Below are 23,025 nucleotides of genomic sequence, written 5' to 3' on the forward strand. Positions count from 1 at the left end.
CAGGGAAATTCGTCACGCACCTCAAAAAGCGAGAATCGCCGCGAGACCTAGCTTCTTGAAAAGTCAAACTCTTGCCGTTTTCGTGGCCTCCAAGTCGCGGCAGGGACATTGCGCCAGCCGCTTTTTCGAGCGGCAGCGCGAAGACGGCGGCGGTTTCCTGGCGTGAACATCCTTTTCTAAGGGGAAATTCACCGTTTGGTAACCCAGATTAAATCAAAATGAAGCGACGGGCAGGACGCCGAGCCGGCCTGCCGCCGCACCAGTGGAATACGGGAAAAGCGATGCGCGGATTGATTGCTATAGTTTCCAGCCTGGCCCTGGTGGCCTTGACGGCGCCCGCGCTGGCGCAGTCGGCAACCAAGATCGGCCAGCATAATGCCTGGGGCACCTACAGTTATCAGGCGTCGGGCGGCGGCAAGGTCTGCTATGTCCTGACGGTGCCAACCGACAAGCAGCCGCCGACGCTCGATCACGGCGACATGTTCTTCTTCGTCAGCCAGCGGCCGGGGCAGCAAGTGTCCTACGAGCCGCAATTCATTGCCGGCTATACCTTCCAGGAGGGTTCCAAGGCCACCGTCACCATCGACAAGAAGTCTTTCTCGATGTTCACGCGCGGCAAGTCGGCCTGGGTCGAGAACGCTGCCGAGGAGCCGGTGCTGATCGCCGCGATGAAGACCGGCACCGACATGAAGGTGTCGGCCAAGTCCGGCCGCGGCAACACCACCACCTACGTCTTCTCGCTGAAGGGCATCTCGGCGGCGCTGGCCTCGATCGCCAAGTGCAAGTAGGCGGTTAGGCGCGGTCTTCCCTTCTCCCCTTGTGGGAGAAGGTGGATCGGCGCGCAGCGCCGAGACGGAAGAGGGGTGTTGGACGGAACGCCGTCGGCGCCAAGCTGGAACACCCCTCATCCGACCGAGCTTCGCTCGGCCACCTTCTCCCACAAGGGGAGAAGGAAGAACCCCGGCATGACTCCGCCGCTAACCTGTGCTATGCGCCGCGCTTCATTTCGGGCACGATGCTGTATTCGGCCGCAAATCGCTTATATTGGCGCAACAATGACCCTTTCATTCGATCTTACCGCCGAAGGCGCGCGTGACGCGTTGCGCACCCGCACGACGCCTGAAAAACCGTCGCTGATCGGCTTGACGCGCGCCGAACTCGGGGCCGCCCTCGTCGCCGCCGGCATCGTGCCGGAGCGCCAGGCGAAAATGCGCGCCCAACAGCTCTGGCATTGGATCTATGTGCGCGGCGTTTCCGACTTCGCCGGCATGTTCAACATCTCCAAGGATCTGCGCGCCGCCCTCGACACGCATTTCACCGTTGCCAGGCCCGAGATCGTCGAGGAGCAGATTTCCTCCGACGGAACGCGCAAATGGCTGTTCCGCTTTCCGCCGCGCGGCGCTGGCCGGCCGGTCGAGATCGAGACCGTCTACATTCCCGAAGAAGGCCGCGGCACGCTGTGCATCTCTTCGCAGGTCGGCTGCACGCTGACCTGCTCCTTCTGCCACACCGGCACGCAGAAGCTGGTGCGCAACCTGACGGCGGAGGAAATCCTCGCCCAGCTCTTGACCGCCCGCGACCGGCTCGGCGACTTCCCCGACCGCGATACGCCCGACGGCGCCATCGTGCCGGCCGAGGGCAGGAGAGTGTCCAACGTCGTCATGATGGGCATGGGCGAGCCGCTCTACAATTTCGAGGCGGTGAAAAAGGCGCTGCTGATCGCATCCGACGGCGACGGGCTTTCCCTGTCGAAGAGGCGCATCACGCTGTCGACCTCCGGCGTCGTGCCCGAAATCTTCCGCACCGGCGAGGAGATCGGCGTCATGCTGGCGATCTCGCTGCACGCCACCAATGACGATTTGCGCGATCTCTTGGTGCCCATCAACAAGAAGTATCCGCTGAAGGATCTGATCGCTGCCTGCCGCGCCTATCCAGGCCTGTCGAACGCCAAGCGGATCACCTTCGAATATGTCATGCTGAAGGACGTCAACGATTCCATCGACGACGCCAAGGCGCTGATCAAGCTGCTCAAGGGCATTCCGGCCAAGATCAATCTGATCCCGTTCAACCCGTGGCCGGGCACCAACTACCAGTGCTCGGACTGGGAAACGATCGAGAAATTCGCCGATTACATCAACAATGCCGGCTATGCCTCGCCGATCCGCACGCCGCGCGGCCGCGACATCCTGGCCGCCTGCGGCCAGCTCAAGTCGGACTCCGAGCGCATGCGCAAGGTCGACCGGCTGGCGCTGGAAGCGATGATGATCGCGGGGCATGGCGAGGCGTGAAATACCTCAGGCGATTGGCAGTGACTTTGCTCTGCTACGCCCTGGCTGCCTTCACCATGTCTCTGGTCTTTTTCCTGCTCGATGCACTGATGTGGTGGCGTGTTCCCGCTTTCCTGTCCACTCGAGATAGTTGGTCGCTGTTGCTGCTTGGAGCGATGATCGCAGGCATCTTTGGCGCACCGCTGGCAATCCCGATGGTCATTGCTTCCCAAGTTCTCGAGGCGAGACGCTGGATTCTTTTTGTCGTCGGGGGAGCTTTCGTTGGGACGTGCGTATTTGCGGTCTGGAAACTGCATCCGTCGGCACAGAGGCCACCGGACGTTGACGTGTTGGTGGCCCTAATCATTGCGGGAAGCTTGGCAGGAGCCGTCTATCGCCTGGTCGAGAGCCGGTTCCTGCAAATGCCCGGACAATTCGCGTGAACCGCCTCGTCGCCTATCTGATCCGCTTCGCCGTCATCCTTGTCGGCTACGGCGTTGCTTCGCTGGCGGCAAGCGCCTTCCTTAACGTCATGTTCCTGGCGTCTCTTGGGCTGATAACGGACGAGACGCAACCGGCGGCGCAGGCGGCGCTGTGGTTTTCAATCCCCTTCGTCGCGCTGTTCGTCGCCTATTTCGCCTTCATGCCGGCCGCCATCGCCATCCTCGTCTCCGAGATCCTTGGCCGGCGTGACTGGCTGTTCTATGCGCTGGCGGGCGCAGCGGTGGCGGCGGTCTTCCTTGGCTTCGTCCACCAGACGGCCGATGCCAATTTCGAGGTTACCAATACCAGCGTCATGCTGGCGGTGATCGGCTGCGGCATGGTCGGCGGTATTTTCTACTGGCTGAGCGCCGGGCGCTCGGCCGGAAGCTGGCGTCAGATCGGACGCCCTATTTCGCCTGGGCCGTCAGGATCTTGAGCGCGAAGGCCGAAAAAACTCCGGCAAACAGATAGTCGACGACGCGGGTCACACGCGGGCTGGATTTCATCACGGCCGAGAATTTTTCCGCCGCCAGCACCATCGGCGCCGTTACCGGGATCGCCAGCACGACGAACATCGCGCCGAGGAAGAACAGCTTTCCCGGCGCGTCGGGATCATGCGCGGAGACGAATTGCGGCAGGAAGGTCATGAAGAACAGGATGATCTTCGGGTTGAGCAGATTGACCCCGAGCCCCGCCGCCCAGCTGCGGAACAGCGAGATCTGCGGCCCGCTCTTCTTCTCCGGTGAAAACGCCGACCCTTTTGTGATCGCCTGCCATGCCAGGAAGACCAGATAGCCGGCGCCAAAAATCTTCAGCACGAAGAACGCCATCGGCGAGGCGACGATCAGCGCCGAGACGCCGACCACCACCAGCGTGGTGTGAATCAGCGTGCCGCACAAGGCGCCGGCCATGGAGGCAAAGCCGGTGGCACGGCCCTGGCTCAGCGTGCGCGAGACGAACAGCGTCATGTCAGGCCCGGGCGTGATCGCCAGGATGAAGGTGGCGATGGAGAACTGGATAAGCGTCGTACTGTCGGGGATGAAGGACATGGCTCGTCTCGTAGCGGCAAAAGACGGCGCAGCCATAGCGCAAGAGCCGTGTGCTCGCCAGCCTCTTGGAGATGAAGCATCTGGTCCAGGCATCGTTCGTCCCTTGCGCTGGCCTAAAACGCCGTGATACCTCGCCCGCGAAGAACCCCTGTCGCGGAACTGCCCACCATGTCGAAAGCAAAAGCCGTCAAGAAAGTCGTGCTCGCCTATTCCGGCGGCCTTGACACCTCGATCATCCTGAAATGGCTGCAGACCGAACTCGGCGCCGAGGTCGTCACCTTCACCGCCGATCTCGGCCAGGGTGGCGAACTGGAGCCGGCCAGGCGCAAGGCCGAGATGATGGGCATCAAGGACATCCGCATCGTCGATGTCCGCGAGGAGTTCGTATCCGATTTCGTCTTTCCGATGTTCCGCGCCAACGCCGTCTATGAAGGCACCTATCTGCTCGGCACCTCGATCGCCCGGCCGCTGATTTCGAAACATCTTGTCGAAATCGCAAAAGAGACTGGCGCCGATGCCATCGCCCATGGCGCCACCGGCAAGGGCAACGATCAGGTGCGTTTCGAGCTTTCCGCCTATGCGCTGAACCCCGACATCAAGGTCATCGCGCCGTGGCGCGACTGGTCGTTCAAGTCGCGCACCGATCTCATCAACTTCGCCGAGCAGCACCAGATCCCGGTGCCGAAGGACAAGAAGGGCGACGCGCCGTTTTCCGTCGACGCCAACCTTCTGCACTCCTCCTCCGAGGGCAAGGTGCTGGAGGACCCGTGGACGGAACCGCCGGAATTCGTCCACCAGCGCACCATCTCGCCGATGGACGCGCCGGACAAGGTCACCGAGATCGAGATCGAATTCCTCAAGGGCGATCCGATCGCGCTCAACGGCAAGAAGCTGTCGCCGGCGACGATGCTGGCGGCGCTGAACGATCTCGGCCGTGACAATGGCATCGGCCGGCTCGACCTGGTCGAGAACCGTTTCGTCGGCATGAAATCGCGCGGTGTCTACGAGACCCCCGGCGGCACCATCCTGATCGCCGCCCACCGGGCGATCGAATCGATCACGCTCGACCGCGGTGCCGCCCATCTCAAGGACGAGTTCATGCCGCGCTATGCCGAGCTCATCTACAATGGCTTCTGGTTCGCGCCCGAGCGGCTGATGTTGCAGGCGATGATCGACAAGAGCCAGGAAGACGTCGAAGGCACCGTGCGGCTGAAGCTCTACAAGGGCAACGTCATGGTCAGCGGCCGCAAGTCGAGGAAGACGCTCTATTCCGACGCGCTGGTCACCTTCGAGGACGACCGCGGCGCCTACGACCAGAAGGATGCAGAAGGTTTCATCCGCCTCAACGCGCTGAGGCTGCGGACACTGGCGGCGCGCAATCGCAAGGGTTGATATTCCCAACAGGCCCAATGCTTAGATGAGTTAGGAACCCGGTGAGGACACCGGGTTTTATTTGGCGTCTCTAATATAATCGAAGCCGCGATTTCAGATCGTTTCCTGTTTGACCTTTCCGTGATTTGATCTTACTTCTCGTGCGGGTCGGAGGGCTTTGACAGTGAAAAACAGACTTTTTCTTCTGCTTGCGGCGGTGGCCGTCTTTACCGCGGGTCAGTCCACGCAAGTCCCGGCGGGGCAAACATCCAAGGTCCATACTTGCAAAAGTTTTGACGGCCCCTTCCAGATTCCCGCTTCCCAGAAATGCCCGTTGAGCGGCTACGCGCAGGGTCCCAGAGTCCCGACGGTCATCGGGGACAAGCCAAAAGCGGCTACCCCGGCGCCGCGGAATTCCAAATTCCGTACCTGCAAAAGTTTTGACGGCCCCTTCCAGATTCCCATTTCCCAGAAATGCCCGTTGAGCGGCTACGTGCATTATTGAGCGTGATGTGCCCAGGCGCTTGGCCACGCTTGGAGCTGGTTTCCTGCCCACGTTGGCTGTCCTGGCGAACTTGGCCGTCGCCAAAGCCAACGATGCCCCCCCTCCCTTGACCTTCCCGCGCTGGTCGAGTGCAGGGCTGACGTTCCGACCTATAGTGGTTTTGCCCTTTGGCTGAGCGACCGCCCCGATACGCCCGCAAAGCTCGGCTGGAACGACGTTTCTTCCGGCAATCCTTTCCTCAAGCAATATGAATTGCCGGCCCCGCTTCGCGTATTCGGGCGCGAAACGGCGTCCGTCGTCTTTGCCGCGACCGGGCCGATGCCGGTTCTCGACGGCGTTTCCGCACCGGACCTTGCCAGCGAACTCGGCATCGCACCCGAACTCGCGCCACCGGACAAATTCCTTGGTGAGAACGTGCTCGCCGGCTGCTCCTACGCGCTCAACGTGAAATAGAAAGCCCGAGGCTTGGCAGGGCTTTCTGTCGAATAGAGCAATTCCAGGAAAAGTGTGAAACGGTTTTCCGTCCGGAATTGCGTTAAAACAAAGCTCTAGAGGGCCCTGTCAGTCGGCATCGATCGCCGTGGCCATGCGGGCGATGGCCTGTTGATAGACGCTCGCGGAATTCCAGCCAGCGATTGCGCCCATATTCGCCTGCGCGCTCGCGCCGGCCCGCCAACCATGACTCTTGAGGAAGTTGGCGGTGGAAGCCAACGCAGTGCTCTTGTCGCGCAGATTTTTGTTTCCGACACCATACGTCAAAACATTTCCGGGCAGGAACTGCGTGTGGCCAATCTCGCCGTGCGCGGCACCGACCGACGAGGCGCTCAACGCTCCGCGATCAACCAGCTTCAGGGCCGCAATGGCATGCGGGTAGAAGAACTCCGGACGGCGACAGTCATAGGCCAGCGTTAAAATGGCGGAGACCGTATTCTGGTTGCCCATGGCGGAACCGAAGCCGGTCTCCATGCCCCAGATGGCGAGCAACACGCCCGGCGACACGCCGTAATTCCGTTCGATCTTGTCGAACAGCGCAGCATTGGCCTTCTTCAGCGCACGGCCCCTGGCAATGATCGCGGACGCGCCACGGCGCTTCATGAAAGCTTCCACCGAGCCGCTGAAAGCCTTATGGATGGCGCGGTCGACGGAGATCGTCTTTGTCGCGTAGGTTGCGCGAGCCAGAGCGGCCAGACCCTTCGAGCCGACACCGTCGGCCTTCGCCTCCGCGGCGAACTCCGGTTTCCATGCCTCGAAGCCGGCGCCGCTCTTGCCACAGCTGGCCGCCGCCTGCGCGCCCGTCGCCAGCGCAAGCACCGCCACCACCGTGGCCACTACAAACATCTTCCCCTTGGCAAGAAATGCCATGCTGCTCTCCTGGTTGCCTGAATCACGTTCCCAATTGCGAACTTGCCTGCGAAACACCTGCTTGTCACTGCCCTGGCGCCACGCCGATGCACTCAATACAGCAGGAACCTCAAATCCACCACACTGGCGGACGCCCGGGAATTTGCCTACGATCAAGTAATTATTGTGGCGGGGACAGAATAAGCATGGAAGACGTTGATGTCGTGATCATCGGCGCCGGTTCAGCCGGGCTTTCGGCTTCCAAGACCCTGCGCGCTGCCGGTTTTTCCTTCAAATTGTTGGAAGCGATGAACCGCATTGGCGGCCGCGCCTGGACCAGCGACCAGCATTTCGGCGTGCCGTTCGACATCGGCTGCGCCTGGCTGCATGCCGCGGACCGCAATCCCTACTTTCCCGAGGCGAAGGCCGCTGCCTGGACGCTTCATCACCACGACATGAATGTCGATCATCTCTATTACCGTGAGCGAAAGGCAAGCGAAGCCGAGGAGGCGGCGATGAAGGTGGCCGACGCAAGGCTGTTCGAACTGGTGGCGGCACATCAGGTGAGGGAAGGCGACGACGACCGCCTTTCGGCATTGCTCGCCAAGGGACACGCGCCGCGCGCCGCCGCAACCTTCGCCGGGCCGATGGATTTCGGCGCCGACGAGGACGAGATATCGATCCGCGACTTTCAGGTCGCCGCCGATCTCGATCCGAATTATTTCACCAGGGAAGGCTTCGGTACGCTGGTTGCCCGCTTCGGCGCCGACGTGCCGGTGGAGCTGTCGACGCCGGTGCGCAAGATCGTCTGGGATGGGCCGGGCGTAGCCTGCGTCATCGATCGCGGTACCATCCGCGCCAAGGCGGTCATCGTCACTGCCTCCCCGGCAGTGCTCGCCTTCGAGGAGATTGCGTTCTCGCCTGCACTCCCCGATGCGCATTTCGCCGCCTTCTTCGACCTGCCGATGGGCATGCTGACCAAGCTGCCGGTCGAAATATCCGGTACAAGACTCGGCCTGGAGCCGTTCGACGATTTGCTGATCGAGCGGTTGGCCCGGCACGACATTTACTTCCTCTGCTTTCCCTTCGACCTCGATTTGATGGTCGGTTTCGTCGGCGGCGATTTCGCTTGGGAGATGTCAGCGGCGGGCGAGGCGGCTGGCATCGACTTCGTCGTCGACCGGCTCTGCGGCATCTTTGGCGGCGACATACGAAAGCATGTCGGACGCGCAATGATGACCAATTGGGGCGCTGAGCGGTTCGTGCGCGGCGCCTATGCGGCGGCGCGGCCCGGCCACTCGCAAGCGCGCCACGCTGATGCAGCCCGTGGCGGAAAAGATCTTCTTCGCCGGCGAGCATTTGGCCTGTCCGCTGATGCAGACCTGCGGCGGCGCCAGATTGTCGGGCGAGGCAGTGGCCAAGGAGGTCGTCGCCCAGCTTGCGGCAAAATAGCATCTGCCGGCAGGAACGTCGGCAGCTGACAGGCGTTTGGCGTTCTCCTGCTCGTATCGTCCTCCGCATTTCGAATGATTTGAGACGCCAATGAAGCTTTTCGACTGCCCGCAGTGCGGCCACCGTCTCTATTTCGAGAACGCGCAATGCCTGAACTGCGCCAGCCTCGTGCTCTACGATCCCGAGCATGCGCGCTTCGCGCTGTCCGGGGCCGAGGTCTTCCATTGCACCAATGCCGACGAATGCGCCTGCAACTGGATGGCGGAGCCCGGCCACGCCTTCTGCCGCGCCTGTGCGCTGAACCAGCTGATCCCGGATCTGTCGGTCGACGGCAATCGCCGCCGCTGGATCCGTGTCGAGGCGGCAAAGAAGCGTGCCGTCTATTCGCTGCTCGCCTTCGGCCTGCCGGTCGCACCCAAGCAGGACGTTGGCGACGAGATCGGTCTCGCTTTCGATTTTCTTGCCGATCCGATCGGCGGCGGTCCGGGCGGCGAGCGTATCCTGACCGGTCATGACAACGGCCGGATCACGCTCAACGTCGCCGAGGCGGATTCGGCAGAGCGCGAACGGCGGCGCGTCGAGATGGGCGAGAACTACCGCACGCTGCTCGGCCATTTCCGCCATGAGCTCGGCCATTATTACTGGGACCGCCTGATCCGCGACGATTTGCAAAAGCTTGCCGGTTTTCGCGCTTTGTTCGGCGACGAGCGCGCCGGCTACGAACAGGCGCTGAAGACCTATTATGCCGATGGCGCGCCGCCCGACTGGCAGCAGCGCCATATCTCGGCCTATGCGACGTCGCACCCATGGGAGGACTGGGCCGAGACATGGGCGCATCACATGCACATCACTGACACGCTGGAGATGGTGCATGCCCTGAATTTCCCGCTCGGCCGGCTGGAAACCGTTGAAGCCAACGAGCTGCCGCGCGCCGATACCGGCGGCAAGTTGCAGCCGGCACCATCGGAACCCGCCGCCAGCCCAGAGCCCTTCGAAAGGATTCTCGACCGCTGGCTGGTGCTGTCGGAGGCGTCCAACTCGATCAACCGCTGCATGGGCCTGCCCGATCTCTATCCCTTCGTCATCTCGGACGTGGCGGCGCAAAAACTTGCTTTTGTTCACGAGCTTTTGACCGACCTGCCGAAAACGACTGGAACAAATCGTGAGCCGGCCGAAGCCTTTTAGCCGGAACGCATGCGGCTTTGCTTCGTTTTCCGTGCCAAGGGACTGTGAAACGGAGAGAAGACCATGAAACGCATATTGTTTCCGGCGGTGGCCGGAGCGCTCATAGCGATGTCGGGCTCTGCTTTGGCCGACACCGCCGTCTCGGCCATCACTGATCTCAATGTACGCGCCGGCCCCGGCCCGCAGTATCCGGTGATCGGCGTGCTTGCGGCCGGCCAGTCGGCGACGCTCGACGGCTGCATCGCCAACAGCAAATGGTGCACCATCGCCGAGGCCAACGGCCAGGGCTGGGTCTATTCCGACTATGTGACGGCCGATTTCGGCGGCAGCCGTGTGGTCCTGACACAGCGTCCGGCCAGCGCCGACATTGCCGTCGTGACGCCGCCCGCCGATAGCGTCGAGTATTCCGACAGCTATACCGGAGCAATCGTCGCCGGCGAGGCGATCGAGCCTATCCGGAGACCGCCGGCCGAGATCCGTACCTATGTACGTACGCATCGGCTCGATCCGGTCTATCTCGAGGGTGAGGTGGTGACGGGCGCGACGTTGCCTGACACCGTCGAGCTGCGCGAGATTCCGGACTATGATTACCGTTACGTCTATGTGAACGGCCAGCCGGCACTGGTCGATCCGGGCAGCCGGCGTATCGTGTACGTCGTGCGCTGACGATACAAACAGGGCGGTCGCCCTGTAATGGCGGCCGCTCGCACTCCCGACATTGCCACAAGCCGGCATTGCCGCTGCAATACCGGTTTCCACATTGGGGCCGATGTTCTAGACCTTGCGAGCCGAAGCACCAGCCAGCGAGCCCGCGTGACGATCGACCCAACCGCCTTCCAACAGTACCGGCACACCGCCAACAACAAGACCACTTTGCCGCGGCTTCTGCTTGGAGCGGTGGTCGTCATCCTGTTCTGGCTCGGAACCACTGCCGCCGTGCTGTTCGGCGGCACCTATGCCTTTGCCGTTTGGCAGGCATCGTCTGGCACCGCCCCGCCAGGTGGGGGAGCGGTGCAGGATTTCATGGCCTCTCCTGCAGGCATCCTTGCGGCGCTGGCTTCATTTGCCGGAATCTGGCTCGGCCTTTGGGCTGCCATGCGCTGGATCCATCAAGAGAAGCTGACAGCCCTGATTGGCGTCAGCCGGCGCATTTCTTGGTCGGGGTTCCTGAAAGGACTGACCGCGGTGCTGATCACCTCGCTGCTTTCCGAGATCCTGCTTTATGGTTTGCAGCCCGACATCGCGCGCGGCGCGATCGGCCTGTCCGCGTGGCTTTTGTTCCTGATCCCGATCGCCGCCCTGACCTTTCTGCAGACCTCGTCGGAGGAGATGCTGTTTCGCGGTTATCTGCTCAGGGGCCTGGCGAGCCGGTTCCAGAACTCTTTCATCTGGGCGCTGCTGCCGGGATTGCTGTTCACCTCCCTGCACTGGAGCCCAGGTTCAAGCGCTGCCATCAATGCCTGCGTGCTGGCCTCGATCGCTGCCTTTGCGCTGCTGCTGACGCTTCTGGTCTATGCAACCGGCAATCTCGGTGCCGGCTTTGGCGCCCATCTCGGCAACAATCTGACCGGCTTCCTGCTGATTTCGCACCAGCAAAGCTATAATTCCTTCGCCCTGTTCAACGCCAAGCCGCTCGAAGCCGCGGGCTGGACGACTTCAGACGCCGTCCTCATCGCTTCGATCGGCATCGTCAGCAGCCTGTTGACCGTTCTGCTGCTTTTACATCCGCGCTCACCGCTGAAGGTCGAGCCGGATATGGCGCGCGCCGGCAGCGTGCGCTGATGTGCATTGCCTGGTCGTCCTGAGCTATTTGACGCAAAGCTTGACCAAAGCTTGACTCTGCGGCCGATTTCCTGTCTACACGCCGCGAATTCCGCGACGAGTATTCCTCCGAGCAAACCGACCGGGACGCCGAAACCTCCTTGAGGTGAAGTGCTGTAAATCGATCCCGGAGGCCAACACCCGGCAGCGCTGTGCGCCCCCGGGTGCTTTTTGGCTTTGGGCTTTGCCCGGACCGGCTTTTGCTTGGACAGTTGGCGCGAACGCATTACCTCTCGGGCATCATCCGGGTGCCAGGGAAAAGGAAGAAGAATGTTTGAATCGCTACAGGAACGTCTTGGTTCGATCCTGAACGGCCTCACCGGCCGCGGCGCCTTGTCGGAGGCTGATGTCTCGGCGGCGTTGCGCGAGGTGCGCCGTGCGTTGCTCGAGGCAGACGTGGCGCTGGAAGTGGTGCGTTCCTTCACCGACAAGGTGCGCGAGAAGGCCGTCGGCGCCGCCGTGGTCAAGTCGATCAAGCCCGGCCAGATGGTCGTCAAGATCGTCCATGACGAACTGGTCGAGATGCTCGGCGCCGAGGGCGTCGCCATCGACCTCAATGCACCGGCTCCGGTCGTCATCATGATGATCGGCTTGCAGGGTTCGGGCAAGACGACGACCTCGGCCAAGATCGCCAGGCGCCTCGCCGACCGTCAAAACAAGAAGGTTTTGATGGCCTCGCTCGACACGCGGCGTCCCGCCGCGCAAGAGCAGCTCCGCCAGCTCGGCGAGCAGGTCAAGGTCGCCACATTGCCGATCGTCGCCGGCCAGACGCCGGTCGATATCGCCCGCCGCGCCGTGCAGGCGGCCAAGCTCGGCGGCCATGACGTCGTCATCCTCGATACCGCCGGCCGCACCCATATCGACGAGCCGTTGATGGTCGAGATGGCCGACATCAAGAAGATGTCGTCGCCGCACGAGATCCTGCTGGTCGCCGATTCGCTGACCGGCCAGGACGCCGTCAATCTGGCGAAAAGCTTCGACGAGCGCGTCGGCATCACCGGCCTCGTGCTGACCCGCATGGACGGCGACGGCCGCGGTGGTGCGGCGCTCTCGATGCGCGCCGTCACCGGTAAGCCGATCAAGCTGATCGGCACCGGCGAAAAAATGGACGCGCTGGAGGAATTCCACCCCAAGCGCATCGCCGACCGCATCCTCGGCATGGGCGACATCGTCAGCCTCGTCGAAAAGGCGGCCGAGAACATCGACGCCGAACAGGCCGCGGCGATGGCCAGGAAGATGCAGTCGGGCAAGTTCGACCTGAACGACCTCGCCGGCCAGCTTCAGCAAATGTCGAAAATGGGTGGCATGGGTGGCATCATGGGCATGATGCCCGGCATGGGCAAGATGAAGGACCAGATGGCCGCCGCCGGGCTCGACGACAAGATGTTCGGTCGCCAGCTCGCCATCATCTCGTCGATGACCAAGGTCGAGCGTGCCAACCCCGATATTCTGAAGCACTCGCGCAAGAAGCGCATCGCCGCCGGCTCGGGTACCGACGCGGCCGAAATCAACAAACTGTTGAAGATGCATCGCGGCATGGCCGACATGATGAAGGCGATGGGCGGCAAGGGCAAAGGCGGCGGCCTGATGCGCGGCATGATGGGCGGCCTCGCTTCCAAGATGGGGCTCGGCGGCATGATGCCTGGCGGCCCAGGCGGTCCCGGAGGCGGCATGATGGGCGGCGGCATGCCGGATCTCTCCAAGATGGACCCCAAGCAGCTCGAAGCCTTGCAGAAGCAGGCGCAGGCCGCCGGGCTCGGCGGCATGAAGGGCCTGCCCGGTGGTCTTCCCGGTGGCGGTGGCCTGCCTGGGCTGCCCGGCGGCATGAAACTTCCCGGCCTGCCGGGCGGTGGCGGGCTGCCAATGCTTGGCAAGAATGGCCTCGGCAAGAAGAAGTGAGGGCGCCATGAACGAAGAGAAGGACATGGCGGACGCGCGTGCGGCGCTGGCCAATTATCGCGCCTCGATCGACAATATCGACGCGGCGCTGATCCACATGCTGGCCGAGCGCTTCCGCTGCACCAAGGCAGTCGGCGTGCTGAAGGCGGAACATGGCCTGCCGCCTGCCGACCCGGCGCGCGAGCAGGAGCAGATCGCCCGTCTTCGCCAACTGGCGAAGGACGCCCATCTCGACCCGGATTTCGCGGAGAAATTCCTGAACTTCGTCGTCCGCGAAGTGATCCGCCATCACGAGCAGATCGCCGCATCCAACGGCGTGACGAAAACCGGCTGAGGACCAGCCACCAACCGATCAACCAGATCAGAGCTTTTAGGAGAAAAGAAATGCCACTGAAAATCCGATTGGCCCGTGCGGGCTCGAAGAAGCGTCCCTATTACCATGTCGTCGTCGCCGACGCTCGTTCGCCGCGCGACGGCCGTTTCATCGAGTCGCTCGGCTCGTGGAATCCGCTGCTGCCCAAGGACGGCGAACGCGTCAAGGTCGACGCCGAGCGCGTCAAGCATTGGCTGTCGCATGGCGCCCAGCCGACCGACCGCGTGCTGCGCTTCCTCGATGAAGCCGGCATCGCCAAGCGCGAAGCCCGCTCCAACCCGAAGAAGGCCGAGCCCGGCAAGAAGGCGCAGGAGCGCGCAGCCTTGCTGAAGAAGGCGCAGGAAGATGCCGCCGCGGCCGTTGCCGCCGCCGCAGCCGCGCCGGCCGAGTCGGAAGCCGCCAGCGCCGAATAAATCATCTCCACAACCACGAAACGGCGGGCCCTGCCCGCCGTTTTGCTATTGCATCCATATGATGCGGCCCGATCAATAGCCTTCCGGACAACTCGCAACGTAGACACGACCGTTACGACCGCGATAACGGCATTGGCCGCTTTCGCTGGCACGGCCGATCAGCGCACCGGCCAAAGCGCCGGCCGCACCGCCGATCACCGCGCCCTTGGTCGGGTTGCCGGCCACAGCAGCGCCGACCGCCGCACCGCCCAGGCCACCAACTGCCGCGCCTTGCTCAGTACGGGAGCAGGCACCGAGCGGCACCAGCAGGGCCATCAAGATCATCACCTTTTTCATTGTCGTTCCTCTCCAACAGGGTGCCGTCCTCGCCGCTGCACCCCCTAACTCGCAACCAGGCGATTTGATCCAAAGAAGAAGATCGGCTGCCGCCCGGCGGCGCTCAATTTGATCCAAAGAGTAGAAAGGCGGCGGCAGACCGCGCCCGCTCTGGCGGCCTGGCCACCATCGAGCGGCTTTCGATGTCGCGCTATTGGCTGAACGGGAATAACGCGCGCACCCTTGGATCGCGCAGATACAGGCCACCCCAGAGGATGGCGCCGAGATAAATGCCGAACAGTATGTGCGAGAACAAAGGGCTGCCGATACGCACATGCGTGGCGACGGCACCGCCGAGATAGGCGGTGAGCAGGATGGCGCCGAGCACCGAGGTGCGCGGCAGCGCGTAAAGCGCTGTCGAGACCAGTCCAATGATGCCGAGCATGCGCGAGATATTGGCATCGGCCGGCCAGCCGAGCTGCACCATGGTCTGGGTGACGATTTCGAGCGGCGGTAGCTTGATGACGCCGTCGAAGATCATGAACAGCACGACTACGGCGCTGAGCACGCGGCCGGCCCACAAGGCACGCGATGAGACGGGTGCTGCCTGAGACATGGTCATTGATGTTCCCTCCGGTCGTTGTGAGCACTGGCTCTCCGCCAGCTCGAACCAAGGACGCGGCCCATGACGGCGATCCGACATGCCTCCGGTTCTTTTCACTCCGGCGACCTCGGATGTGCTAGTTCAGCCAGCAACAGACTTGGCCAAGTCCACCTTGCGGGGTGAGGTGGAGGGCGTTATTGGAAATCCGCAAGGGAATCTTCCGAGCGCTCGACGGCAGCCGCCTGATCGCACAACGAAAGCAACCGATGGCCGGAGAGACCGACCTGAAACAGTTGCTGGCGGCGATGACGCCGGAATTGCTTGCCGGCGTTCATGTCTTCACCACGTTGCCACCCGATGCGCCCGCTCCCGACAGGCTCCACCCGGTGATGCTATTTCGCGAGCGCGAGGGCACGACGCTGATCGTGCTTGAAGACCATGCCAAGGCCGCTGGACTGAAAACCGTGTTCCGCTGCCGGATGCTGACGCTGAACATCCATTCGTCGCTGGAAGCGGTCGGCTTCCTCGCCGCCATCACCGCGCGGCTGGCCACCGCCGGCATCGGCGTCAATCCGGTCTCGGCCTTCTACCACGATCATCTGTTCGTGCCCGCCGACCGGGCGGAGGAGGCGCTGGAGTTGCTGTTGGACCTAGCGGAGGAGAACCGGCTGTGACGCCGGCGCCTTGCTGCCTATTTGAGACGCCTGCGCTGCCCCTCATACGCCTGCCGGAACCTTCTCCCCGTGAACGGCGAGAAGGGCGCAAACGGCCGAAGGCCGAGCCCGCGACTGCGGGCCGCCGGCCTTCCGGCGCCCCCGCGGAGGCCAGCCGCGTAGCGGCGATACGGCCTTGAGCGAAACAACCGCCGAAGGCCGAGCCCGCGACTGCGGGCCGCCGGCCTTCCGGCGCCCCCGCGGAGGCCAGCCGCGACAGCAGCGATACGGCCGTGAGAGAAAAAGCAAGCTGAGCAAAAATCGCGGCCGAAGGCCGAGCCTGCGACCGCAGGCCGCCGGTCGTCCGGCGCCCCCGCGGAGGCCAGCCGCGCTAGCGGCGATACGGCCGTGAGCGAACTATGCCGCCTTCTTCTTCGGCTGGATCAGCCCGCGCTCGACCAGCAGTTCGGCGATCTGCACCGCATTGAGTGCCGCGCCCTTGCGCAGATTGTCGGAGACGATCCACATCGACAGGCCGTTGTCGATGGTCGAGTCCTCGCGGATACGCGAGATGAAGGTGGCGTCCTCGCCGGCCGATTCCAGCGGCGTGATGTAGCCGCCGTCCTCGCGCTTGTCGATGACCTGGCAGCCCGGCGCCTCGCGCAGGATCTCGCGCGCCTCATCGGCGGTGATCGGCTTCTCGAACTCGATGTTGACCGCTTCCGAATGGCCGATGAACACCGGCACGCGCACGCAGGTCGCCGTCAGCTTGATCTTCGGGTCGAGCATCTTCTTGGTCTCGGCCACCATCTTCCACTCTTCCTTGGTGAAGCCGTCGTCGAGGAAGACGTCGATATGCGGGATGACGTTGAAGGCGATACGCTTGGTGAACTTCTTGACGTCGACCTGGTCTGCGACAAACACCGCGCGCGTCTGCGTGAACAATTCGTCCATGCCTTCCTTGCCGGCGCCGGAGACCGACTGGTAGGTGGCGACGACGACGCGCTTGATGGTGGCCGCGTCATGCAGCGGCTTCAGCGCCACGACCAGCTGCGCCGTCGAGCAGTTCGGGTTGGCAATGATGTTCTTGCGCGTGAACAGCGAGATCGCATCCGGGTTCACTTCCGGAACGATCAGCGGCACGTCCTGGTCGTAGCGGAAGGCCGACGAATTGTCGATGACGACGCAGCCCTGCTTGCCGATCTTCGGCGACCATTCCTTGGAGACGTTGCCGCCGGCCGACATGATGCAGATGTCGGTGTCGGAAAAATCATATTGGTCGAGCGCCCTGACCTTCAGCGTGCGGTCGCCGAACGACACTTCCGTGCCCTGGCTGCGCCGCGAGGCCAGCGCCACCACCTCGCTCACCGGAAAGCCGCGTTCCTCCAGTATGTTGAGCATTTCCCGGCCCACATTGCCCGTGGCGCCGACGATCGCAACCTTGAAACTCATCGAAATCTCCTGTCCCTCTCCGCTCGGTTTCTGGAGAAAACCCGCCGGCCGATGCGGGTTTCAACCCCCGGGCCGGACCCGGGAGAGGGTGGTTAGGCCAAGGGAATCAGACCGTTTTGGTGGTCGTTTTGCCGGTTTTTTTGAGCAAGAACGTGATTTTGCTGGAACGAGGAGACGCAGCGACGCGCCCGGCCCAATGGTTCGCATTGGGGCCGGGGATGTCGAAGGCAGAAAGCGCCATCAAAAGGCCGCGCATCGAAAACTATCCCGTTCGGTGCCGGCTTTTACGCGGTTTACGTCTAGAGTCAATCGCAAGCAGGCCGACCCGCCCGCCCTGTACAATGACGGCGGCACCAAGTACGAACGAGCATCGTCTGGCTCGTGGCGCCCGTCTGTGGGCGCTTGCCGACATTTGACCCGTCGCCGGGTATTCAGAATCCGAATTTCGAAAGAGCAAGATGTCCAACTTCGAAGCTATTGTTCCCGCGCTGGCAAAGGCGCTGGAAAAACGCGGCTATGTCGAGCTGACGCCGGTGCAGAACGCCGTTCTCGAGCTTGGCCAGGCCGATGCGCTGGTTTCGGCCCAGACCGGCTCCGGCAAGACCGTCGCCTTCGGTCTGGCTTTGGCGCCGACCCTTCTCGATGGCGCGGAGCGCTTTTCCCACGCGGCGGCACCCCTGGCGCTGGCCGTGGCGCCGACGCGGGAGTTGGCCCTGCAGGTAACGCGCGAGCTGGAATGGCTCTACGAACTGACCGGCGCCACGGTGGCGTCCTGCGTCGGCGGCATGGACATGCGCACCGAACGGCGCGCACTGGAGCGCGGCGCCCATATCGTCGTGGGCACGCCCGGCCGCCTGCGCGATCACATCACCCGCAATTCGCTCGACATGTCGGCGCTCAAGGCAGTGGTGCTCGACGAGGCCGACGAGATGCTCGATCTCGGCTTTCGCGAGGATCTGGAATTCATCCTCGATGCCGCGCCCGCCGACCGCCGCACGCTGATGTTTTCCGCGACCGTGCCGCGCTCCATCGCCACGCTGGCCAAGGGCTACCAGCGCGATGCTGTGCGCATCTCGGCCTCCGGCGAGGAAAAGCAGCATCTCGACATCGAATACCGGGCGCTGAGCGTCGCCCAGGCGGACCGCGAAAACGCCATCATCAACGTGCTGCGCTATTACGAGGCCAAGAACGCGCTGGTGTTCTGCAACACGCGCGCCGCCGTCAACCATCTGACGGCACGCTTCAACAACCGCAACTTTTCCGTCGTGGCGCTGTCCGGCGAGCTTAGCCAGAACGAGCGCAGCCACGCGCTGCAGGCGATGCGCGACGGCCGCGCCAAGGTCTGCATCGCCACCGACGTCGCGGCACGCGGCATCGACCTGCCCAATCTCGAGCTGGTGATCCATGCCGACCTGCCGACCAACCCGGAAACGCTCCTGCACCGAAGCGGACGCACGGGTCGTGCGGGACGCAAGGGCGTCAGCGCGCTGATCGTGCCCAATAGTGCCCGCAGGCGCACCGAGCGGCTGCTGCAAAGTGCCGGCCTTGCGGCAACCTGGGCGAGCCCGCCGTCGGCCGACGACGTGATACGGCGCGACGATGAGCGCATTCTCGCTGATCCGGTCTTCAGCGAGCCTATGAAGGATGAGGAGCGCGGCTTCGTCGAGGCGCTTCTCGATCAGCACGGGCCCGAACGGGTTGCCGCCGCCTTCGTGCGGATGTGCCGCTCCAGCCACTCGGCGCCGGAAGATCTTCTCGACGTGGCACCGTTCACGCCGTCGGGCGAAAAATTTGCGCGCCGGGATGAGGCACCGAGGCGCCGCGACGATTTCGGCGACAGCGTCTGGTTCTCGCTGTCGGTCGGACGCCGGCAGAATGCCGAGCCACGCTGGCTGATCCCGATGCTGTGCCGGACAGGCGGCATTTCTAAGCGCGAGATCGGCGCCATCAAGATGCAGCCGGAGGAAACCTTCGTGCAGATCGCGGCGGACTGGGCCGAGCGTTTCCTCGCTGCGATCGGCCCCGACCGCAAGCTGCAGGGCAACATTGCGGTCAAGCGGCTGGATGGCACGCCGGATTTGTCGCGGGCCGGCTACCAGGAACCACGACCCGACAAGAAGCCGCACCGCGGCAAGCGCACCTTCGATCAGAACACGCCCAAATTCGAGAAGCGCGCACCGGCCGACCAGCGCCCGGCATTCGAGGCGAAGCCCTGGGCCGGGAAACCGGCCAAGGCGAAGTTCGAAGGCGGACCTGCGAAACACAAGAAATCGAAGAAACGGCCGGGGTAAATAGCCAGCACTCTCCATTTCCGCACGCCCCTTGCGGTCTGCCGGAACTTTGCACAGTCTGGGGCGGGGAAATGGGGGTGGGCAGGACATGCGCGGCGAAGTTCTTCATTACGACGAAGACCAGGGTTTCGGCTTCATCACCGGAGCCGACGGCAACCGCTACACTTTGGCGCGCGAAGATTTGCGCCGCGAAGCATCGGTTGCCGGAGGTACGACCGTCGAATTCCAGCCGGCTGGCGGACGGGCACGCGATGTTTTTTCGATCCGCGCCCAACCTGCCAGTGCGCCCGCCGACGCCTCCACTGCAACCGCCGCCCCAACTCAGGCCGGCAATGCGCCCGCGGCACGTCAGCCGCAACATTTCGGCCGTTCCGCTGAACAAAGTCCGGCCGAATCGGCTGGCCTGTGGAGCTACTTCTGGTGGGGTCTGACCGAGAATTACTTCAACTTCGCCGGCCGTGCCCGCCGCAAGGAGTATTGGGGCTATTGTCTGTTCTGGACGATCGCGCTGATCGTGGTCATAGGACTCGGCGTCTTTATCGACGACGCCATGGGCAATCTCGACAACAGTGAATTGCCGGCAGTGACGGTCGGCCTTTCCGGTCTCTTCCTGCTGGCGACAGCCCTGCCGTGGTTCGGGCTCAACGTGCGTCGCCTGCACGATACCGGCCTGACCGGCTGGCTCTTCCTGCTTTTCCTGATCCCGACCTTCGGCACCGTGATCATCCTGATCTTTGCGCTGATCCCGACGCAGCCGCGCGAAAACCAGTGGGGTCCGGTGCCGGAGGGGATCAAGACCGCATAACCTCACCTGAGTTGGTTCTGCTAAAGCTGCTTGTGTTCGCTCAAGGCGATGCGTTCGATGATCTTGAAGTCCTTCGCGGAATGACCACGAAGGGTCTTCTTGTGGGTCTGGATCGTTTCCGTCCCGACAACCTCGAATGTGGACCCTTCATAGGCGATTTCGCAGTCGACCACCCTATCCGGCCAAAGCCAGATCAAGAGACACAACTCGTATTTGATCGGGAATGGCTTCTAGCAGGTAGAAATCGCTCTTTTCGACCTGATATCGGTCGCAGATGAACTGCAGCAATGGCGCGAGGTGTTGATCGCCGCGAAACTCAGCCTGGCGTTGGTGCTCGCCGAGAAGATCCCTTTCAATGGCGCGCTGCACCTCACCCATACACCTGTCACCCCAAAAATTTGGCGATGATCGCGTCGCCCATCTCGGTCGTGCCGACCTCGGTCATCCCCGGCGAATGAATATCCCTGGTGCGCAAGCCCTGATCGAGCACGGCGGCGATCGCGCCTTCCAGCCGGTCGGCCTCTTCAACCATGCCGAAGGAATAGCGCATGCACATGGCGAAGGAGGCGATCATGGCGATCGGATTGGCGATGCCCTTGCCGGCGATGTCGGGCGCCGAGCCGTGCACCGGCTCGTAGAGCGCCTTGCGCTTTTTTGTCTTCGCATCCGGCGCGCCGAGCGAGGCCGACGGCAGCATGCCGATCGAGCCGGTCAGCATGGCGGCGATGTCGGACAGCATGTCGCCGAACAAATTATCGGTGACGATGACGTCGAACTGCTTCGGCCAGCGCACCAGCTGCATGCCGCCAGCATCGGCCAACATGTGATCGAGCTTGACGTCGGCATACCTGGCCTTGTGCGTCTGGGTGACGACCTCGTTCCACAGCACACCCGACTTCATCACATTGCGCTTTTCCATCGAGGTGACGTGGTTCTTGCGCGTGCGTGCCAACTCGAAGGCAACGCCCGAAATGCGCTCAATCTCGAACGTATCGTATATTTGGGTGTCGATGCCGCGCTTCTGGCCGTTGCCGAGGTCGATGATCTGCTTAGGCTCGCCGAAATAGACGCCGCCGGTGAGCTCGCGCACGATCAGGATATCGAGCCCCTCGACCACGTCCTGCTTCAGCGAGGAGGACGCCGCCAGTGCCGGATAGCAGATTGCCGGCCTGAGATTGGCAAACAACTCCATGTCCTTGCGCAGCCGCAGCAGACCCGCCTCCGGGCGCACCTCGTAAGGCACCGCATCCCATTTCGGCCCGCCGACGGCGCCGAACAGCACCGCGTCCGACGCCATTGCCTTGGCCATGTCGGCATCGGAAATCGCCGCGCCATGCGCGTCGTAGGCGCAGCCGCCGACAAGGCCCTCATCGGTGACGAAATCGCTGCCGAGCTTGTCGTTCATGGCGGAAATCAGCTTCTTCACCTCGGCCATCGCCTCGGGGCCGATGCCGTCGCCGGCAAGCAGGAGAAGATTTTTCGAAGCCATGGGGAACCGTCCTGATTGTGTCGTGAGCCGCGGCCTTGCTAAACGCCAAGCGGCCGGCGCGCAAGCCTGCGGTTCAGAGCATCGGACCCAAAAGTGGAAACCGGTTTTGGGAAACTCCGATGCTCAAGACAAAATGCCTAGAGATGCGAAAGGATATTGACCAGCCTGCCGAACGGGTCGCGTACGAAGAAGCGCCGCACACCCCAGGGTTCGTCCGCCGGACCGTATTCGATGGCAAAGCCGGCCGTCCTCATGCTTTCAAGCGCGGCATCGACGTCGTCGACTTCGATAGAGATGTCCGGCACCGGCGTTCCTGATCCCCCTTCGGCCATGAAACTGACCTGCACGGACATCGTCTCTTGCGAGCCATAGGTAGCGATCCAGCCCATATCCATCTTGAGATCGAGGCCGAGCACATCCTGATAGAAGGGTTTTGCCGCCGCGATATCCTGCGTGTCTATGTTTGCAACGATGCGCCTGACCTTCGTCATGGGCCGATCCTCGTGCTAACCGTGTCGTTTTCGCAACCGTGACAGGCATCAGGCTGTGCGCCGCAGCGCCGTCACCTCGATCTCGATCTTCATCTCCGGCTTGTTGAGCTGACACACGATCATCGTTGCCGCCGGCCTGATCTCGCCAAAGGCCTCGCCGAGGATCGGGAACACCACATCCACGAAAGCCGCATCGGTAATATAGTAATGTGCCCGCACCACATCGGCCATCTCGAAGCCGCCGTCCCCGAGCGCCTTGGCGATCGTCGCCAGGCAATTGCGCGTTTGTGCCTCTACGGTCTCCGGCATCGACATGGTCGTATAATCATAGCCGGTCGTTCCGGACACGAAACACCAGTCGCCCTGCACCACGGCGCGCGAATAGCCGGCGGTCTTCTCGAAGGGCGAACCGGTGGAGATCAGTTTTCGCATGGCTTCCTCGCAGTGGTTGCGGCCATCCTGAAGGTATAGGGTCCACCCGGCCATGGGCCAGAGGCAACCGATTGTTGTTACGACGTGGAAGCGCAGACCTTGGAGATTGGCCAGAACATCTCTCCAGTCGTCATCCTGGGGCGAAGCAAGGAGCGAAGCGACGCGGCGCAGACCCCAGGATCCATGCCGTGACATCCGAGCGACACAACGGTTCAGAATTCTGTTTCGCTGCACACTTCGGCCGATGTTACGGCATGATGGGGTGGACGGCGCCCGACGGCATCGGATGTGCCAGAATGAGTTCGTTGAGATCTCAAACAAGGGAGCCGTCCGT

At 62.8% G+C, this 23,025-nt stretch carries 26 protein-coding genes; 16 read left to right on the plus strand and 10 right to left on the minus strand.

Annotated elements, in window-relative coordinates:
• Nucleotides 1-281 precede the first annotated feature (281 nt).
• The 4 genes from NKI41_RS23500 (at nucleotide 282) to NKI41_RS23515 (ending at nucleotide 3,186) form a co-directional block, all read left to right on the plus strand.
• Nucleotides 282-788, plus strand: a complete 507-nt coding sequence (locus NKI41_RS23500; protein ID WP_023721899.1) for an invasion associated locus B family protein — start codon at nucleotides 282-284, stop codon at nucleotides 786-788.
• Between the two features lie 267 nt (nucleotides 789-1,055).
• Nucleotides 1,056-2,288, plus strand: coding sequence for a dual-specificity RNA methyltransferase RlmN (gene rlmN, locus NKI41_RS23505; RefSeq protein ID WP_352685352.1), 1,233 nt, complete (start codon nucleotides 1,056-1,058; stop codon nucleotides 2,286-2,288).
• On the plus strand, nucleotides 2,285-2,710 hold the full coding sequence (locus NKI41_RS23510; RefSeq protein WP_352470834.1) for a hypothetical protein: 426 nt from the start codon (nucleotides 2,285-2,287) through the stop codon (nucleotides 2,708-2,710). Before rlmN ends, NKI41_RS23510 begins: the two co-directional genes overlap by 4 nt.
• Nucleotides 2,707-3,186 (plus strand): hypothetical protein, encoded by a 480-nt coding sequence (locus tag NKI41_RS23515; RefSeq protein ID WP_352470835.1) that lies wholly within the window; start codon nucleotides 2,707-2,709, stop codon nucleotides 3,184-3,186. The genes NKI41_RS23510 and NKI41_RS23515 overlap by 4 nt, the downstream gene beginning before the upstream one ends.
• Here the strand turns inward: NKI41_RS23515 and NKI41_RS23520 are convergent.
• Complete coding sequence (locus tag NKI41_RS23520; RefSeq protein WP_352470836.1) at nucleotides 3,158-3,799, minus strand: LysE family translocator; 642 nt, start codon at nucleotides 3,797-3,799, stop codon at nucleotides 3,158-3,160. The genes NKI41_RS23515 and NKI41_RS23520 overlap by 29 nt on opposite strands.
• A 168-nt stretch (nucleotides 3,800-3,967) precedes the next feature.
• Between NKI41_RS23520 and NKI41_RS23525 the strand changes: the two genes are divergently transcribed.
• Complete coding sequence (locus NKI41_RS23525; protein WP_352685353.1) at nucleotides 3,968-5,191, plus strand: argininosuccinate synthase; 1,224 nt, start codon at nucleotides 3,968-3,970, stop codon at nucleotides 5,189-5,191.
• A 736-nt stretch (nucleotides 5,192-5,927) separates the two neighbouring features.
• The gene (locus NKI41_RS23530; RefSeq protein ID WP_352685354.1) at nucleotides 5,928-6,128 is read left to right on the plus strand and encodes a hypothetical protein; all 201 of its coding nucleotides are present in this window, start codon (nucleotides 5,928-5,930) and stop codon (nucleotides 6,126-6,128) included.
• Nucleotides 6,129-6,236: 108 nt separating this feature from the next.
• Here NKI41_RS23530 and NKI41_RS23535 read toward each other — a convergent pair whose 3' ends face one another.
• Nucleotides 6,237-7,037, minus strand: a complete 801-nt coding sequence (locus NKI41_RS23535; RefSeq protein WP_352470839.1) for a lytic murein transglycosylase — start codon at nucleotides 7,035-7,037, stop codon at nucleotides 6,237-6,239.
• A 185-nt stretch (nucleotides 7,038-7,222) separates the two neighbouring features.
• Here NKI41_RS23535 and NKI41_RS23540 point away from each other — a divergent pair, with 185 nt between their 5' ends.
• The 7 genes from NKI41_RS23540 to rpsP all read left to right on the plus strand — a co-directional run bounded on the left by NKI41_RS23540 (nucleotide 7,223) and on the right by rpsP (nucleotide 14,159).
• Nucleotides 7,223-8,497, plus strand: a complete 1,275-nt coding sequence (locus tag NKI41_RS23540; RefSeq protein WP_352685355.1) for a flavin monoamine oxidase family protein — start codon at nucleotides 7,223-7,225, stop codon at nucleotides 8,495-8,497.
• Nucleotides 8,498-8,558: 61 nt separating this feature from the next.
• Nucleotides 8,559-9,653 carry a zinc-binding metallopeptidase family protein gene (locus NKI41_RS23545; RefSeq protein WP_352470841.1) on the plus strand — a complete coding sequence of 365 codons (1,095 nt, stop codon included), beginning with the start codon at nucleotides 8,559-8,561 and terminating at the stop codon, nucleotides 9,651-9,653.
• A gap of 63 nt (nucleotides 9,654-9,716) precedes the next feature.
• Nucleotides 9,717-10,319 (plus strand): DUF1236 domain-containing protein, encoded by a 603-nt coding sequence (locus NKI41_RS23550; RefSeq protein WP_292664090.1) that lies wholly within the window; start codon nucleotides 9,717-9,719, stop codon nucleotides 10,317-10,319.
• 147 nt (nucleotides 10,320-10,466) lie between these two features.
• On the plus strand, nucleotides 10,467-11,435 hold the full coding sequence (locus NKI41_RS23555) for a CPBP family intramembrane glutamic endopeptidase (RefSeq protein WP_352685356.1): 969 nt from the start codon (nucleotides 10,467-10,469) through the stop codon (nucleotides 11,433-11,435).
• A 309-nt stretch (nucleotides 11,436-11,744) separates the two neighbouring features.
• Nucleotides 11,745-13,373 carry a signal recognition particle protein gene (gene ffh, locus NKI41_RS23560; RefSeq protein ID WP_352685357.1) on the plus strand — a complete coding sequence of 543 codons (1,629 nt, stop codon included), beginning with the start codon at nucleotides 11,745-11,747 and terminating at the stop codon, nucleotides 13,371-13,373.
• 7 nt (nucleotides 13,374-13,380) lie between these two features.
• On the plus strand, nucleotides 13,381-13,707 hold the full coding sequence (locus NKI41_RS23565) for a chorismate mutase (RefSeq protein WP_254817890.1): 327 nt from the start codon (nucleotides 13,381-13,383) through the stop codon (nucleotides 13,705-13,707).
• Nucleotides 13,708-13,757: 50 nt separating this feature from the next.
• Nucleotides 13,758-14,159, plus strand: coding sequence for a 30S ribosomal protein S16 (gene rpsP, locus NKI41_RS23570; protein ID WP_352615509.1), 402 nt, complete (start codon nucleotides 13,758-13,760; stop codon nucleotides 14,157-14,159).
• A gap of 72 nt (nucleotides 14,160-14,231) precedes the next feature.
• Here rpsP and NKI41_RS23575 read toward each other — a convergent pair whose 3' ends face one another.
• Both NKI41_RS23575 and NKI41_RS23580 read right to left on the minus strand, forming a co-directional pair.
• Entirely contained in the window at nucleotides 14,232-14,495 is a 264-nt protein-coding gene (locus NKI41_RS23575; protein ID WP_352685358.1) for a YMGG-like glycine zipper-containing protein, read from the minus strand.
• Nucleotides 14,496-14,685: 190 nt separating this feature from the next.
• Nucleotides 14,686-15,096, minus strand: a complete 411-nt coding sequence (locus NKI41_RS23580) for a DoxX family protein (protein WP_352685359.1) — start codon at nucleotides 15,094-15,096, stop codon at nucleotides 14,686-14,688.
• Between the two features lie 248 nt (nucleotides 15,097-15,344).
• On the opposite strand from NKI41_RS23580, the gene NKI41_RS23585 reads away from it, so the two are divergent.
• Complete coding sequence (locus NKI41_RS23585) at nucleotides 15,345-15,752, plus strand: ACT domain-containing protein (protein WP_352685360.1); 408 nt, start codon at nucleotides 15,345-15,347, stop codon at nucleotides 15,750-15,752.
• A 396-nt stretch (nucleotides 15,753-16,148) separates the two neighbouring features.
• Here the strand turns inward: NKI41_RS23585 and NKI41_RS23590 are convergent, their stop codons facing one another.
• The gene (locus tag NKI41_RS23590; RefSeq protein ID WP_023680535.1) at nucleotides 16,149-17,183 is read right to left on the minus strand and encodes an aspartate-semialdehyde dehydrogenase; all 1,035 of its coding nucleotides are present in this window, start codon (nucleotides 17,181-17,183) and stop codon (nucleotides 16,149-16,151) included.
• 106 nt (nucleotides 17,184-17,289) lie between these two features.
• A complete protein-coding gene (locus NKI41_RS23595) occupies nucleotides 17,290-17,439 on the minus strand; it encodes a hypothetical protein (RefSeq protein ID WP_352450216.1) in 150 nt (49 codons plus the stop codon).
• A 202-nt stretch (nucleotides 17,440-17,641) separates the two neighbouring features.
• On the opposite strand from NKI41_RS23595, the gene NKI41_RS23600 reads away from it, so the two are divergent.
• Together NKI41_RS23600 and NKI41_RS23605 are read left to right on the plus strand one after the other, a co-directional pair.
• Nucleotides 17,642-19,474: a DEAD/DEAH box helicase gene (locus tag NKI41_RS23600; protein ID WP_352685361.1), complete on the plus strand. Its 1,833-nt coding sequence runs from the start codon at nucleotides 17,642-17,644 to the stop codon at nucleotides 19,472-19,474.
• 88 nt (nucleotides 19,475-19,562) lie between these two features.
• The gene (locus NKI41_RS23605) at nucleotides 19,563-20,279 is read left to right on the plus strand and encodes a DUF805 domain-containing protein (RefSeq protein ID WP_352685362.1); all 717 of its coding nucleotides are present in this window, start codon (nucleotides 19,563-19,565) and stop codon (nucleotides 20,277-20,279) included.
• A gap of 174 nt (nucleotides 20,280-20,453) precedes the next feature.
• Here NKI41_RS23605 and NKI41_RS23610 read toward each other — a convergent pair whose 3' ends face one another.
• The 4 genes from NKI41_RS23610 to NKI41_RS23625 form a co-directional block, all read right to left on the minus strand.
• Nucleotides 20,454-20,657, minus strand: coding sequence for a hypothetical protein (locus NKI41_RS23610; protein WP_352685363.1), 204 nt, complete (start codon nucleotides 20,655-20,657; stop codon nucleotides 20,454-20,456).
• 7 nt (nucleotides 20,658-20,664) lie between these two features.
• Nucleotides 20,665-21,768, minus strand: a complete 1,104-nt coding sequence (gene leuB, locus NKI41_RS23615) for a 3-isopropylmalate dehydrogenase (RefSeq protein ID WP_352685364.1) — start codon at nucleotides 21,766-21,768, stop codon at nucleotides 20,665-20,667.
• Between the two features lie 137 nt (nucleotides 21,769-21,905).
• Nucleotides 21,906-22,259, minus strand: a complete 354-nt coding sequence (locus NKI41_RS23620; RefSeq protein ID WP_352685365.1) for a VOC family protein — start codon at nucleotides 22,257-22,259, stop codon at nucleotides 21,906-21,908.
• Nucleotides 22,260-22,307: 48 nt separating this feature from the next.
• Nucleotides 22,308-22,691, minus strand: a complete 384-nt coding sequence (locus NKI41_RS23625; RefSeq protein WP_352685366.1) for a RidA family protein — start codon at nucleotides 22,689-22,691, stop codon at nucleotides 22,308-22,310.
• Nucleotides 22,692-23,025: the final 334 nt, after the last annotated feature.

The organism is Mesorhizobium sp. M0601 (genome assembly GCF_040320845.1).
In the GTDB taxonomy this organism is placed as follows: Bacteria; Pseudomonadota; Alphaproteobacteria; order Rhizobiales; family Rhizobiaceae; genus Mesorhizobium.